Source organism: Streptomyces sp. NPDC050085, from assembly GCF_044460595.1.
Classification (GTDB): domain Bacteria; phylum Actinomycetota; class Actinomycetes; order Streptomycetales; family Streptomycetaceae; genus Streptomyces.
In genome coordinates this window covers 542,990-556,391 of sequence record NZ_JBITJZ010000001.1, presented here as the reverse complement: position 1 = coordinate 556,391, position 13,402 = coordinate 542,990, and the positions used below count along the sequence as shown (strand labels likewise).

Below are 13,402 nucleotides of genomic sequence, written 5' to 3'. Positions count from 1 at the left end.
TCAGTACTCCACCTTCTGCGAGCGGCGGCGGATGACCGTCACCTCGTCGCGTTGGTTGCCCGTCGGGCCCAGGTAGTTGAACGCCCACGACAACTGGGCGTAGCCGCCGATGAGATGGGACGGCTTCATCAGGACCCGGGTCAGGGAGTTGTGGATGCCGCCGCGGCGGCCGTTGGTCTCCGCCTTCGGGACGCCCACCGTGCGCTCCTGCGCGTGGTGCATGTAGACCGTGCCGGCCGGCATGCGGTGGGAGACGATCGCGCGGGCCACCACGACACCGTTCCTGTTCACCGCCTCGATCCACTCGTTGTCCTTGACTCCGATCGCGTCGGCGTCCTGCGGGGACATCCAGATCGACTGGCCGCCGCGGGACAAGGCCAGCATGAAGAAGTTGTCCTGGTACTCGGAGTGGATGGACCACTTGTTGTGCGGGGTGAGGTAGCGGACCGTCACCTCCTTCTCCCCGTCGGGGCCGAGCGTCGGTTCGCCGAAGAGACGGTTCATGTCGAGCGGCGGCCGGTACACGGGCAGCGCCTCGCCCAGCTCGTGCATCCAGTCGTGGTCGATGAAGAAGTGCTGACGACCCGTCAAGGTGTGCCAGGGCTTGAGGTGTTCGGTGTTGAGCGTGAACGCCGTGTAGCGGCGGCCGCCGGACTCGCTGCCCGACCACTCCGGCGAGGTGATCACCGGCACGGGCGCGGCCTGCGTGTCCGCGTACGTGATGCGCTTGCCCTCGTGCTCCGCCGACAGGTGCGCCATGCCCTGGCCCGTGCGGGCCTCCAGGGTGTGGAAGCCCTGGGTGGCGAGGCGGCCGTTGGTGGTGCCGGACAGGGCGAGGATGGTGTTCGCGGCCTTGATCGCGGTGTCGAGCATCGGCCGCCCGTCGGCGGGGCCGCCGCGCACCGTGCCGTTCAACTCCCGCAGGTGCTCGACCTCCTGGTCGGGTTTGAGCGCGATGCCCTTGGCGGGCAGGCCCAGTTGCTCGACGAGCGGGCCGAGCGCGGCGAACTTCGCGCCGATCGCCGTATAGTCGCGCTCGACGACGACCAGGTTCGGCATCGTCCTGCCCGGCACCGGCTCGCACTCCCCCTTGCGCCAGTCGAGGACGACGCCGCCGGGCTGCGCGGTCTCGCCCGGGGTGTCGTGCTGCAGCGGCGCCGCCACCAGGTCCTTGCGCACGCCGAGATGGTCCACGGACAGCTCGCTGAGCCGGTTCGCGAGCGCCTTGAACGTGTCGAAGTCCGAGCGGGCCTGCCACGGCGGGTCCACGGCCGGGGTGAACGAGTGCACGTAGGGGTGCATGTCGGTGGAGGCGATGTCGTGCTTCTCGTACCAGGTCGCCGCGGGCAGCACGACGTCGGAGAGCAGCGTCGACGACGTCTGCCGGAAGTCGAGGGAGAGCAGCAGGTCGAGCTTGCCCTCGGGGGCCTCGTCCCGCCAGGTCACCGTCGTGGGCCGCTGCCCGGGGCCCGCCTCCTCGGCCCGCAGGTTCGAGTGCGTGCCCAGCAGGTGCTTGGTGAAGTACTCGGCGCCCTTGGCCGACGAGCCCAGCAGGTTGGCCCGCCACAGGGTCAGCACGCGCGGCCAGTTCTCCGGCGCGTCCGGGTCCTCGCAGGCGAACTTCAGGGAGCCCGCCTTGAGTTCGCCGACGGTCGCGGCCACGTCCTGCTCGCCGAGGTCCAGCGGGTTGCGGTCGAACGTCGGGTACGACGGCATCCAGCCCGAACGGGCCGACAGGGCCACGCAGTCGGCGCCCGTCATCCCCTCGAAGGCGCCCTTGCCGAGCGGCGAGGCGTGCACGTCGGCGCCGAACTTGTCGTAGCGCCACTGGTCGGTGTTGAGGAACCAGTACGCGGCGCCGATCATCTGCCGCGGCGGCCGCGACCAGTCGTTCGCGGAGGCGAGCGAGGCCCAGCCGGTGGCCGGCCGGCACTTCTCCTGCCCGACGTAGTGCGCCCAGCCGCCGCCGTTCCTGCCCTGGCAGCCGGTGAGCTGGAGCAGGGACAGGAAGCCCCGGTAGATCGTCTCGGAGTGGAACCAGTGGTTCGTCCCGGCGCCCATCAGGATCATGCAGCGGCCGCGCGACTTCTCGGCCGTGCCCGCGAACTCCCTGGCGATCTTCACGCACTTGGCGGCGGGCACCGACGTGTGCAGCTCCTGCCAGGCCGGCGTACCGGGCGCGTCCTCGTCCTCGTACGACGAGGGCCACTGCCCCGGCAGCCCGTCGCGGCCGACGCCGTACTGGGCGAGCAGCAGGTCGAAGACGGTGGTGACCAGCGGTCCTTCCCCGCCGAGCCGGGTCGCCGGGACGCCGCGGCGGACGATCTCGCCGCGGCCCTGCCCGTGCGTGCCGCCGTCGGTGTCGAAGCGGGGCAGGAGGACCTCGACGCCGGTCGCCACCTCGCTGCCGTGCAGGCTCAACTGCGGGCGGATGTTGCCCAGTTCGAGGTTCCACTTGCCCTTGCCGGATTCGGTCCAGCGAAAGCCCAGCGAGCCGTTCGGGACTGCGGGTCGACCGGTCGCCTCGTCGAGGACGGCGGTCTTCCACTCGGCGCCCTCGTCGCTCTGCCCGAGGTCGGAGGCGCGCAGGAACTTCGACGGGACGTACCCGCCGTCCTTCTCCTCCAGCGTCACCAGGAACGGCAGGTCCGTGTACTTCTTCACGTAGTCCGCGAAGAACGGCGTCTCCCGGTCGACGAAGTACTCCTTGAGGATCACGTGCCCCATGGCCAGGGCGAGCGCGCCGTCGGTGCCGGGGTGCGGGTGCAGCCACTCGTCGGCGAACTTGGCGTTGTCCGCGTAGTCGGGCGCCACGACGACGACCTTCTGGCCCCGGTAGCGGGCCTCGGCCATCCAGTGCGCGTCGGGCGTCCGCGTGACGGGGACGTTCGAGCCCCACATCATCAGATACGCGGCGTCCCACCAGTCACCCGACTCCGGTACGTCCGTCTGGTCGCCGAAGACCTGCGGCGAGGCCACGGGAAGGTCGGCGTACCAGTCGTAGAACGACAGCATGGGCGCACCGATCAGCGACATGAACCGGGCCCCTGCCGCGTGCGACACCATCGACATCGCCGGGATCGGCGAGAACCCCGCGACGCGGTCGGGCCCGTACGTCTTGATGGTGTGCACGTGCGCGGCGGCGACGATCTCGACCGCCTCGTCCCACGTGGCCCGCACCAACCCGCCCTTGCCGCGCGCCAGTTGGTACTTCCGGCGCCGCTCGGGGTCGTTCTGGATGTCGGCCCACGCGAGCACCGGGTCCTTGAGGCGGGCCTTCGCCTCCCGGTACAGCTCCAGGAGGACGCCCCGGACGTACGGGTAGCGCACGCGGGTGGGGGAGTACGTGTACCAGGAGAAGGCCGCTCCTCGCGGGCAGCCGCGCGGCTCGTACTCGGGACGGTCGGGGCCCACGCTCGGGTAGTCCGTCTGCTGGGTCTCCCACGTGATGATGCCGTCCTTGACGTACACCTTCCACCGGCACGAGCCGGTGCAGTTCACGCCGTGGGTCGAGTTCACGACCTTGTCGTGGCTCCACCGGTCCCGGTAGAACACGTCGCCGTCCCGGCCGCCCTTGATCTGCACGCTGTGCAGGTCGGGGGCGGCCTTGCCGCGCGTGAAGAACCGCCCCGCGCCGAGCAGCGGCGCGGCCGGCTCCTTCGGGGTGCGCGTCGTGTCTGTCACCGTGTGCTCCCTCGCTGTCCCGTCCTTCGCACGCTAGGGGCGGGGGAGCGATGCCACCTGCGGGCGAGGGCCGTACGGGTGCCCGCGCCATTACCCGGGGCGTAATCGACGGGCGGCCCGGCCGCGGACATCCTCGGGGGGACGGAGCACGAGACCGCCCCACCGACCACGGAGAGTGATCGCATGTCCGCCACCACCACGTCGACGACCGGTGTCCCGAACACGTCGGTGCACGGCCGCACCTGGCTGCGCCGGTTCCTGGCCCTGGACGCGGCCGTCACCACCGGCAACGGCCTCGCCTACGTCGCCGCGTCCGGCCCGCTCGGCCGTTTCCTCGGCGTCGACCGCGGGCTGCTCCTCGGCCTCGGTGCCCTCCTCGTCGCCTACGGCATCGCGGTCGCGGCCCTCGCGGCGCGCAGCAGCCCGCCCGTCCTCGGGGTGCGGGTCGTCGTCGAGGCCAACCTGACCTGGGCGGCGCTCAGTCTCATCGCGCTGTTCGCCTGGCTGTCACCGAGCACGGCAGGGACCGTGTGGGTGCCGCTGCAAGCCGTGACCGTCGCCGCCTTCGCCGCGCTCCAGCACGCGGCCCTGCGCGCCGCCCGGTCTCAACTCACCTCGGACTGAAGGAACTTGACCGTCGCCGGGTCGGCCGGGAGCAGCGTCTCGACGGCCAGCTCGGCGACCGTCACGTCCATCGGCGTGTTGAACGTCGAGATCGACGACACGAACGACAGCACGTGCCCCTCGTGCTCGATCACCATCGGCAGCGCGAAATACGGTACGGGCTCGGCCGGTTCGGAGCCCGAGTCCGCCGGGACCGGGTACGCCGCGACCTCCTCGTACAGCTCCCGCAGCGCGTCCGAGCGGGCCAGGGCGATCTGCCGCTCCATCTGGGCCAGCAGGTGCCCGCGCCACTCCCGCAGGTTGCGGATCCGCGGCGCGAGGCCGCGCGGGTGCAGGGTGAGCCGCATCGCGTTCAGCGGCTGGGCGAGGAGGTCCTCGGGCAGGGACGCCATCAGCATCGCGATGCCGCGGTTCGCCGCCACCACGTTGTACGTCGCGTCGACGATCAGCGCCGGATACGGCTCGTACCCGCGCAGCAGCCGCTCCAGGCCCTCCCGCAGCGCGCCCATCGACGGGTCGTCCAGCGGGGTCTCGGTGAACCGGGGAGCGTAACCCGCCGCCAGCAGAAGGGCGTTGCGGTCCCGCATCGGTACGTCGAGGTGCTCGGCGAGGCGCAGGATCAGCTCCTCGCTCGGGCGTGAGCGGCCCGTCTCCACGAAACTGATGTGCCGCGCCGACGAGTCCGCGCGCAGCGCGAGGTCCAGCTGACTGACCCGCCGCTGCTCGCGCCAACCGCGCAACAGCCGGCCCACTTCGGACGTGTTCTTGCGCGCCGCAGTTGTCATGGGGAGACCGTAACCCGGGGTCGGTGGCACGCTGGAGGCATGCCTACAGAACCGCTCTCCCAGAAGGAGATCGAGGACCGCCTCGCCGAACTGCCCGGCTGGTCGCTCGACGGCGCCCGCATCACCCGCACCTACCGCCTGGGCTCGCACTTCGCGGCGACCGCCCTCGTCGTGCACATCGCCCAGACACAGGAGGAGTTGAACCACCACTCCGACCTCACCCTCGGCTACAACACCGTTGCCCTCGCCGTGAACACGCACGACGCGGGCGGCGCCGTGACGGTGAAGGACTTCGAACTGGCCCGAAGGGTGGAGGAGTTGGCCCCCGGCCACGGCGCGACGTGATCTTCTCCCCGGACACCCCCTAAAGTCGGGGTCGTGCTCGACTACGACCAGGAAGCGACCCGGTACGACGCGACCCGCGGCGGCGAACCCCGCGCCCGGGCCGCCGCCGACGCGATCCTCCCCCTCGTCCCGCCCACCGCCCGGGCCCTGCTCGACCTGGCCTGCGGCACCGGCATCGTCACGCGCCGCCTGGCCCGGCCGGGCCTGCGCCCCTTCGGCGTGGACCTGGCCGAGGGCATGCTGCGCGCGGCGGGGCCCCGTCTCGACGGGGCGGTGGCGCGCGCCGACACCCGTCAACTCCCCTTCGCGGACGGCACGTTCGACGCCGTCACGTCGATCTGGCTGCTCCACCTCCTTGACGACGCGGCGCCCGTCGTCGCCGAGGCCGCGCGCGTGCTGCGCCCCGGCGGCGTCTACCTCACGACCGTCGACAAGGGCGCCGCGCACCTGATGGGCAGCGACATCTGCGCGCTCGTCGAGCCGTACGCCCGCCGCCGCCCGGCCGACGCGGCCGAGCTCATCACGGCGTACGCCGACGGACACGGGCTGCGTCCTTGCGGCCGGGCCACCTTCGTGGGGCACGGGCAGGGCCGCACCCCGGCCCGGCTCGCGCGGGACGTACGGGAGGGGCGGATCCACGCGGACGGCGGCGAGGACCTGGCCCGGCGGCTCGAGGCGCTGCCCGGGCAGGAGGTCCCGCGGCCGGAACCCACGTACACGGTGCTGGCCTTCAGCCGTTAGGAGTCCCTGCGGCCCGCAGGGCGATCGCGTCCAGCATCAGGCCGAGCGTCGTCTCGAACTGGTCGTCCTCGTCGGCCCCGGCCAGATGCGGGGCGACCGCCGCCAGGTCCGGGTAGCGGCTCGGCGACACGGCCAGGTACTCGCGGCGCCACGCCATCCGGTCGCCCTCCCGGGTGGCGCTGCCGAGGGCGACGACCGACGCCTCGTACGAGGACACGGCCAGGGCGGTGTCGACCAGCGACCGGTAGTAGCGGGCCGCGTCGCGGTCGCCGAACCCGGCCCTGCGCAGGGCGCCGATGACCACGTCCGCGCCGTGGAACTCCGCCTCGCGGCGCGTGACGCGCGTGGCGACGAGGACCGCGACCTGCGGGTGCGCCAGGCACGCCGCGCGCACCCTGCGGGCCAGCGTCTCCAGCGTCGCGCGCCAGTCGCCGGACGGTGCGAAGCCGTCCATCGCCTCCTGGAGCAGACGCTCGGCGAGCCCGAGCAGGATCTCGTCCTTGCCCGCGAAGTGCCGCAGCACCGCGGTGTGGTTGGCGCCCAGGTCGGAGCCGAGGCGGCGCAGGGTGAGGGCGTCGGCGCCCTCGCGGTCGACGAGGGCGAACGCGGTGTCGAGGATCAGGTCGTGGTTGAGCGAGGTGGACGGCGGACGACCGCGCCGCGGCGTGGCCTGCGGCGCTGCTTTCGCCCGTGATGCGGTCATGTCGGTCATCCTATCGACCGCCGTTGCCGCCGCAGGGGCTCAGCCGGCCGTCTCCAGGTGTGTGACCAGGGCCCGCAGCGCGGCCACCGTCTCGGCGTCCCTGGCCTCGTCCTCCGCCGTGTTCCACGCGCTCGTCTTGACCACCACCACATCGGCCTCGGGGTCGACCCACAGGTACTGCCCGTGGATGCCGATCCCGGTGAACGAGCGGCGTTCCCCGCCGAGCGTCCACCACTGGTTCGCGTACCCGTAGTGCCGGGGGAAGTCCGGGCCGAGCGCGCCCACGTCCAGGTGCGGCAGGCCCGCGCCGCGGCTGCGCCCGACCCACGCCGCGGGCACGATCCGCTGCCCGTCCAGCTCGCCGCCGCGCGCCATCAGCAGGCCGATCCGCGCCATGTCCCGCACCGCCGCGTTGAGCGAACCGCCGCCGAGCGCGGTGCGCGGCCGCCCCCGGGTGAGGAAGTAGTACGCGTCGCGCTCCGCCCCGATGCGGCTCCACAGGCGGCTGTGCGCGTACTGCGCCAGGGTCGTGCCCGTCGCCGCTTCCAGGACCCAGCCGAGGACCTGGGAGTCCACCGTGGAGTAGTTGAACGTACCGCCGGGCTCCGCCGCACGCGGCAGCGAGCGCACCACTTCCAGGAGGGAGCCGCCGCCCGACACCGCCCGCTCGAAGCGCGCGAACGAGGAGTGGGGGTCGGCGTAGTCCTCCACGAAGCCGACGCCGCTGCTCATGTGGAGCAGGTCCCCGACCGTCGGCCCGTCGTACGCGCTGCCCGCCAGCTGCGGCAGGAGTGTGACCACCTTGTCGTCCAGGGACCCGAGGGCGCCTTCCTCCAGGGCGATCCCGATGAGCATCGACGTGACCGACTTGGTCAGCGAGAACAGCTGGAACCTGGCCTGCGGCGAGGCGAAGCGTCCCGGGTACTCCTCGCGCACGAGCACCCCGCGGTGCAGCACCGCGAAGCCCGTCGTGTGGGTCCGCGCGTGCAGTTGGGCGAGGGTGCGCCGCTCGCCGTCGTGCTCGTACGCGAATCCGTGCAGCCCCGGTGCGGACGGCAGCGGCCGGGGCGTGGCGGCCCGGGCCACCGGCTCCGTCGGCAGGACCGCGGACATGTGCGTGAACGCCCACTCGTTGACCGGGCGGGAGAACGCGATCTCGGCCTGGTGCCGCCACAGCCAGCCGGCCCCCGCTCCCAGACCGGCGACCGCCGCCCCGAGCGCCAGGGCGCCGCCCGTTCGTCTCGTGCCCGTGCCCATCGCGACCTCCCGCGTCACCCACCGACCGTAATTTCGGACCAATGGTGACACCGGAGTTCAGGGCAGGCAAGGAAGCGGCGGCCGACCGCCGGTCCGAGGCCGGGTCAGACCACGTCCAGGCGAGCCCGCTCGTCCTCGGTCAGCTCCAGGTCGACCGCCCCCAGGCTCTCCTCGATCTGCGCCACGGACGACGCGCCGACCAGCGGGATCGCCGGGACGTCGGCGCCGATCATCCAGGCGAGCACCACCTGGTTCACGGTGCCCCCCGAGGACTTCGCCACGTCCTTCAGCGCCGCCATCCGCGGCTTGACGCTGCCGTGGTCGTGGCCCGGGCTGAGCTTCTTGTCGTCCCGTACGTACGCCCCGCCGAGCAGCGGCGAGTACGCGACCAGCGTGAGGTCCCGCTCGGCCCGCACCATGCTGAGCAGGTTGCCGTCGGCGGTGCCCAGTTCACCGTCCGGGGACAGCTGGCTCGGGGTGTCGATGCGGTGCCGCAGATAGCTGTGCTGGTACTGCAGCAACTCGTACCCGGGCAGGCCCTCGGCCCGCGCGATGGCCCGGGCCCGCTCCACCTGCCACGCCCAGTGGTTGGAGACGCCGAGCAGTCCGACCGAGCCCTCGTTCACGAGCGACCCGAACTCCCGTACCGTCTCGGCGAGTTCGACCTCGGGGTCGGGAATGTGCGCGTACAGCACGTCGAGGCGGTCCATGCCGAGCCGCGCCTTGCTGCCCGCCACGGCCCTGCGGATGGCCGGGGCCGACAGACCCTCCCCGTTGTCCACGTACCCGGTGCCCGGTGCGAGCGGGGCGGCGCCGAGCTTCGTGGCGATGACGATCTCGTCGCCGATGCCGCGGCTGCGCCGCCAGTTGCCGAGGACCGTCTCGCTCTCGCCGCCGACGCTGCCGGTCTGCCAGAACGCGTAGTTGTCGGAGGTGTCGACGAAGGTGCCGCCCGCCTCGACGTACCGGTCGAGGATCGCGAACGACGTCTTCTCGTCGGTGAGCGTGCCGAACAGCATGGCGCCGAGGCTGAGAACGCTCACCTCGCGGCGCGTCGACTCGGCCGTGCCGATGGTGCGGTACTTCATGCGAGATCCCCCCTTGCGGGGCCCGGCCGCCTGCTGCGGGCCGGGCTGTGAGCAGGAGTCAACGTGTTGAAGTGCACGCGAAGTCAAGCGCGTTCGCCGTCCGGCTCGTCGGACCGGCGGGTGAAGGCCATCGTCCAGTTCGTCAGCCACGTACGGCCCTCGTCGAGCGAGAACGCCTGCTCCCAGTGCGCCGTGGTCGCCGAGATCCCCGACCACACGAACCGCACCTTCACGTCCTTGCCGTCGTGTGTGTCGTCACCGATGAACTCCCCGCGCCCGTCGGTGAACTGGCCGACGACGGGCGGGAAGAGGCGTCCGGTGCGGTCCGTGGACCAGTTCAGCGACCACTGCCGGGTCTCCGGGTCGAAGAGGCGCAGCGTGAGCCCCGTCCAGCCCTGCGACGGCACGGGCATCTCGTCGATGTTGGCGGCGCCGCCGAACAGGGCCCAGCAGCGGTTCGTCGCGCCGAACTCCTCCCAGCCGCTGTCCGGGTCGAGGAAGTCGAGCCGACGGCGGTGGACCGTGTCCCAGTCGCCGATGAAGAAGTCGAAGTCGCGGGCGGTGCTCATGAGCGGTCTCCTGTCGTGCCCTCGGGCAGCGTGTCGTGTACGTAGGCGTCGAGATCGGGGGAGTCGGGTGCCAGCAGGTGCCGGACCCAGGCGTCGCGTTCGTGCAGGATCGGCGGCAGCTCCCAGACGCAGCCGATCCACGGGGATTCGGGCAGCACGAAGTGGGTCGGGTCGCCGTCCGGGCAGCCGAGCGCCGGCTGGGCCGCGGCGGCACCCCGGAAGTGCAGGACGTTGTCCCACACCCAGCTGTAGGCGTTGAGGTACACGCCGCCGTCGCCACCCTGGTGCAGGACGGTGAACGTGCCCGGTGGCGTGCCGTCCGGCTCCGGCAGCAGCTTCGGCAGGATCGCGTACGCGGCCTCGGCGACGTCGGGCGCGAGGCCCAGGGGGTCGTCCGTCACGTGGTAGCGCTTGACGCGGCGCCCCGCCGTTTCCAGGGGCGGTGCCACGGTCAGCAGCTTCTCTCGGAAGGTCATGGCGGGACGCTAAGCCGACTTCACTGACATCCTGTGTCAGTGAAGTCCAGCCGTCTCGTCTCGATCCTGCTGCTGCTCCAGACCAGGGGCTCCCGGACCGCTGCCCAACTCGCCGCCGAGCTCGAGGTCTCCGTACGCACCGTCTACCGCGACGTGGAGGCGCTGCAGGCCGCGGGCGTTCCGCTGTACGGAGACGCGGGGCACGCGGGCGGCTACCGGCTGCTCGACGGCTACCGCACCCGGCTGACCGGCCTGACCAGCCAGGAGGCCGAGGCCCTGTTCCTCGCCGGGGTGCCGGGCCCCGCCGCCGACCTCGGACTCGGCCCGGTGCTCGCCGCCGCCCAGTTGAAGGTCCGGGCCGCGCTCCCCGCCGAACTGCGCACGCACGCCGACCGGATCAGCGCCCGCTTCCACCTCGACGCACCCGGCTGGTACGCCGAGGAGGAGCCCGTCGTGCACCTGCCCGCGGTGGCCGCCGCCGTCTGGGACCGGCGCGTCCTGCACGTCACGTACCGCCGCTGGCGCGCACCCACCGACGTGCAGCGACGCCTGGAACCGTACGGACTCGTGCTCAAGGCGGGCCGCTGGTACGTCGTCGCGTCGGCGGGCAGCGGCGGCCCGCGCGCCTACCGCGTCGACCAGATCCTCGAACTCCGCGCCACCGAGGAGGAGTTCACGCCGCCCGCCGACTTCGACCTGGCCGCGTACTGGAGGGCGTACCAGGACGACTTCCACCGGCGGCTGCACACGGGCGAGGCCGTGATCAGGATCGCGCCGGGCGCCGCGGACCGGCTCCCCGCCACCGCGGCCCTCGGCCCCGCGGAGCCCGACGGCTGGACGCGGGCCACGCTCCCCATCGAGTCGATCGGCCGTGCGCACGACGACTTCCTGCGGCTCGGCGCGGACGTCGAGGTCCTCGAGCCGGTCGAGCTGCGCGAGCGGATCGCGGCGACGGCGGCGGCCCTGGCGCAGATGTACGCGGACGGCAACTGAGCTGCGTACCACGGCAATTGATCGGCATGCCGCGGCAACTCGCCTCTCGTCGGCGGCAACTGACGGAACGCAAGGCATCCGCACGTTCCCACCCCAGGAGTCCGTCATGCCCCGCCCCCATCGCAGACGCCGCCGTCTGCTGCTCGCCACCACGACGGCCGCGGCCCTCGCCGCCACCGGGCTCACCCTCCTGCCTGGCGACGAGGCCTCCGCGGCCACCGCACGCCAGGCCGAGCGCCTCGACCGCGGCCTGGTCAGCGTGCACACCGACGCCGGGAACCTGGTCACCTGGCGCTGGCTCGGCACCGACCCCGACGACGTGTCCTTCAACGTCTACCGCGCCGGTACGAAGGTCAACTCCACGCCGGTCACCGGCTCCACGAACTTCTTCCACTCCGGCGCGCCCAGCTCCGCCGACTACACGGTCCGCGCGATCGTGAACGGCACCGAGCAGGCGGACTCGGCACACGCCGTCCAGTTCCGCACGGGCTACAAAGACGTACCGATCACGCCGCCCGCGGGCGGCACGACACCCGACGGCGTCGCGTACACCTACGAGGCCAACGACGCGTCCGTCGGCGACCTCGACGGCGACGGCGTCCTCGAGTTCGTCCTCAAGTGGCAGCCCACGAACGCCAAGGACAACTCCCAGTCCGGATACACGGGCAACACGATCGTCGACGCCGTGAAGCTCGACGGCACGCGGATGTGGCGCGTCGACCTCGGCCGCAACATCCGCTCCGGCGCGCACTACACGCAGTTCCAGGTGTACGACTACGACGGCGACGGCAAGGCCGAGGTCGCCATGAAGACCGCCGACGCGACGGTCGACGGCCGGGGCACGGTCATCGGCAGCGCCTCCGCCGACCACCGCAACTCCAGCGGATACGTCCTGTCGGGGCCCGAGTACCTGACCATGTTCAACGGGCGGACCGGCGCCGCGATGAGCTCCGTCGACTACGTGCCCGCGCGCGGCACGGTGTCGTCGTGGGGCGACTCGTACGGCAACCGCGTCGACCGCTTCCTCGCGGGCACCGCGTATCTCGACGGCTCCCGGCCCTCCCTGATCGAGGCGCGCGGCTACTACACGCGGACGGTGATCGCGGCCTGGGACTGGCGCGACGGAAGGTTCACGCGCCGCTGGACGTTCGACACCAACGCGTCCACCAACTCCGGCAAGGGGTACGACGGTCAGGGCTCCCACTCGCTCTCCGTCGGGGACGTCGACGGAGACGGCAAGGACGAGATCGTGTACGGCGCGATGGCCGTGGACGACAACGGGTCGGGCCTGTGGACCACGAAGACGGGCCACGGCGACGCCCAGCACCTCGCCGACCTCGACCCGTCCTCGCCCGGCCTGGAGTACTTCAAGGTCTCCGAGTCCTCGTCCCAGCCGGCCGAGCTGTACATCGACCCGGCCAACGGCACGGTGAAGTGGAAGCTCGCCGCCTGCTGCGACAACGGCCGTGGCGTGGCCGACGACATCTACGCGGGCAACGACGGCGCGGAGGCCTGGTCGGCGTCGGACTCATCGATCCGCGACGAGGCGGGCGCGACGAAGGGCCGCGAGCCGTCCTCCGTCAACTTCCTGTCCTGGTGGGACGGCGACACCACCCGCGAACTCCTCGACGGCACGCACATCGACAAGTACGGCACGTCCGCGGACACCCGGCTGCTGACCGGTTCGGGCGTCCACTCCAACAACTCGACCAAGGCCACCCCGTCGCTCTCCGGCGACATCCTCGGCGACTGGCGCGAGGAGGTCGTCTGGCCGACGTCCGACAACACGGCCCTGCGCATCTACTCGACCCCGATCGAGACGAGCACCCGCATCACGACCCTGCTCCACGACACGATGTACCGCACGGGCCTGGCCTGGCAGAACACCGCGTACAACCAGCCACCGCACCCGAGCTTCTTCATCGGGAACAAGATGCCGACACCACCGCGGCCGACGATCACGACGCCGTAGGAGTCCATGGCGAGCGCGATGTCCGCCTGGGCCCAGAACCGTTGGTACGTACACGGCGTCGTCCGCGCCGGGACTTGACGCGTTCCAGGTGTCCGGCTTGCCCGACCACTGGAGCGTGGAGGGGATCCGGAACGTGCCGGCTGGCACATCGAGGGCAGCTGTCTG

The 13,402-nt window shown here is 71.9% G+C and carries 12 protein-coding genes and 1 pseudogene; 5 read left to right on the top strand and 8 right to left on the bottom strand.

Translation table 11 applies throughout. From position 1 onward, the window contains the following. Nucleotides 1-3,684 (bottom strand): nitrate reductase subunit alpha, encoded by a 3,684-nt coding sequence (locus ACIBUY_RS02275; RefSeq protein WP_399151457.1) that lies wholly within the window; start codon nt 3,682-3,684, stop codon nt 1-3. A gap of 183 nt (nt 3,685-3,867) precedes the next feature. Between ACIBUY_RS02275 and ACIBUY_RS02270 the strand changes: the two genes are divergently transcribed. After that, the gene (locus ACIBUY_RS02270) at nt 3,868-4,308 is read left to right on the top strand and encodes a hypothetical protein (protein WP_365578965.1); all 441 of its coding nucleotides are present in this window, start codon (nt 3,868-3,870) and stop codon (nt 4,306-4,308) included. Here ACIBUY_RS02270 and ACIBUY_RS02265 read toward each other — a convergent pair. Then, nucleotides 4,290-5,093, bottom strand: a complete 804-nt coding sequence (locus tag ACIBUY_RS02265; protein ID WP_399151456.1) for a helix-turn-helix domain-containing protein — start codon at nt 5,091-5,093, stop codon at nt 4,290-4,292. The two genes, ACIBUY_RS02270 and ACIBUY_RS02265, sit on opposite strands and share 19 nt — an antisense overlap. A 39-nt stretch (nt 5,094-5,132) precedes the next feature. Here ACIBUY_RS02265 and ACIBUY_RS02260 point away from each other — a divergent pair, with 39 nt between their 5' ends. Beyond that, nucleotides 5,133-5,438: a 4a-hydroxytetrahydrobiopterin dehydratase gene (locus ACIBUY_RS02260; protein WP_365578961.1), complete on the top strand. Its 306-nt coding sequence runs from the start codon at nt 5,133-5,135 to the stop codon at nt 5,436-5,438. Between the two features lie 33 nt (nt 5,439-5,471). Further along, entirely contained in the window at nt 5,472-6,179 is a 708-nt protein-coding gene (locus ACIBUY_RS02255) for a class I SAM-dependent methyltransferase (protein WP_399151455.1), read from the top strand. Here the strand turns inward: ACIBUY_RS02255 and ACIBUY_RS02250 are convergent. The 5 genes from ACIBUY_RS02250 to ACIBUY_RS02230 all read right to left on the bottom strand — a co-directional run bounded on the left by ACIBUY_RS02250 (nt 6,169) and on the right by ACIBUY_RS02230 (nt 10,272). Then, the gene (locus ACIBUY_RS02250; RefSeq protein ID WP_365578957.1) at nt 6,169-6,882 is read right to left on the bottom strand and encodes a TetR/AcrR family transcriptional regulator C-terminal domain-containing protein; all 714 of its coding nucleotides are present in this window, start codon (nt 6,880-6,882) and stop codon (nt 6,169-6,171) included. The two genes, ACIBUY_RS02255 and ACIBUY_RS02250, sit on opposite strands and share 11 nt — an antisense overlap. Before the next feature lie 39 nt (nt 6,883-6,921). After that, entirely contained in the window at nt 6,922-8,157 is a 1,236-nt protein-coding gene (locus ACIBUY_RS02245) for a serine hydrolase domain-containing protein (RefSeq protein ID WP_399151454.1), read from the bottom strand. Between the two features lie 86 nt (nt 8,158-8,243). After that, nucleotides 8,244-9,227, bottom strand: a complete 984-nt coding sequence (locus ACIBUY_RS02240) for an aldo/keto reductase (RefSeq protein WP_399151453.1) — start codon at nt 9,225-9,227, stop codon at nt 8,244-8,246. 83 nt (nt 9,228-9,310) lie between these two features. Continuing rightward, the gene (locus ACIBUY_RS02235; protein ID WP_365578951.1) at nt 9,311-9,796 is read right to left on the bottom strand and encodes a hypothetical protein; all 486 of its coding nucleotides are present in this window, start codon (nt 9,794-9,796) and stop codon (nt 9,311-9,313) included. After that, a complete protein-coding gene (locus ACIBUY_RS02230) occupies nt 9,793-10,272 on the bottom strand; it encodes a hypothetical protein (protein ID WP_399151452.1) in 480 nt (159 codons plus the stop codon). Before ACIBUY_RS02230 ends, ACIBUY_RS02235 begins: the two co-directional genes overlap by 4 nt. Before the next feature lie 39 nt (nt 10,273-10,311). Between ACIBUY_RS02230 and ACIBUY_RS02225 the strand changes: the two genes are divergently transcribed. After that, nucleotides 10,312-11,265: a helix-turn-helix transcriptional regulator gene (locus ACIBUY_RS02225; RefSeq protein ID WP_399151451.1), complete on the top strand. Its 954-nt coding sequence runs from the start codon at nt 10,312-10,314 to the stop codon at nt 11,263-11,265. Nucleotides 11,266-11,371: 106 nt separating this feature from the next. After that, nucleotides 11,372-13,237 (top strand): rhamnogalacturonan lyase, encoded by a 1,866-nt coding sequence (locus tag ACIBUY_RS02220; RefSeq protein ID WP_365578945.1) that lies wholly within the window; start codon nt 11,372-11,374, stop codon nt 13,235-13,237. Between the two features lie 45 nt (nt 13,238-13,282). Here the strand turns inward: ACIBUY_RS02220 and ACIBUY_RS02215 are convergent. Continuing rightward, nucleotides 13,283-13,381 (bottom strand): annotated as a pseudogene (locus ACIBUY_RS02215) (glycoside hydrolase family 48 protein); the annotation flags it as partial. Nucleotides 13,382-13,402: the final 21 nt, after the last annotated feature.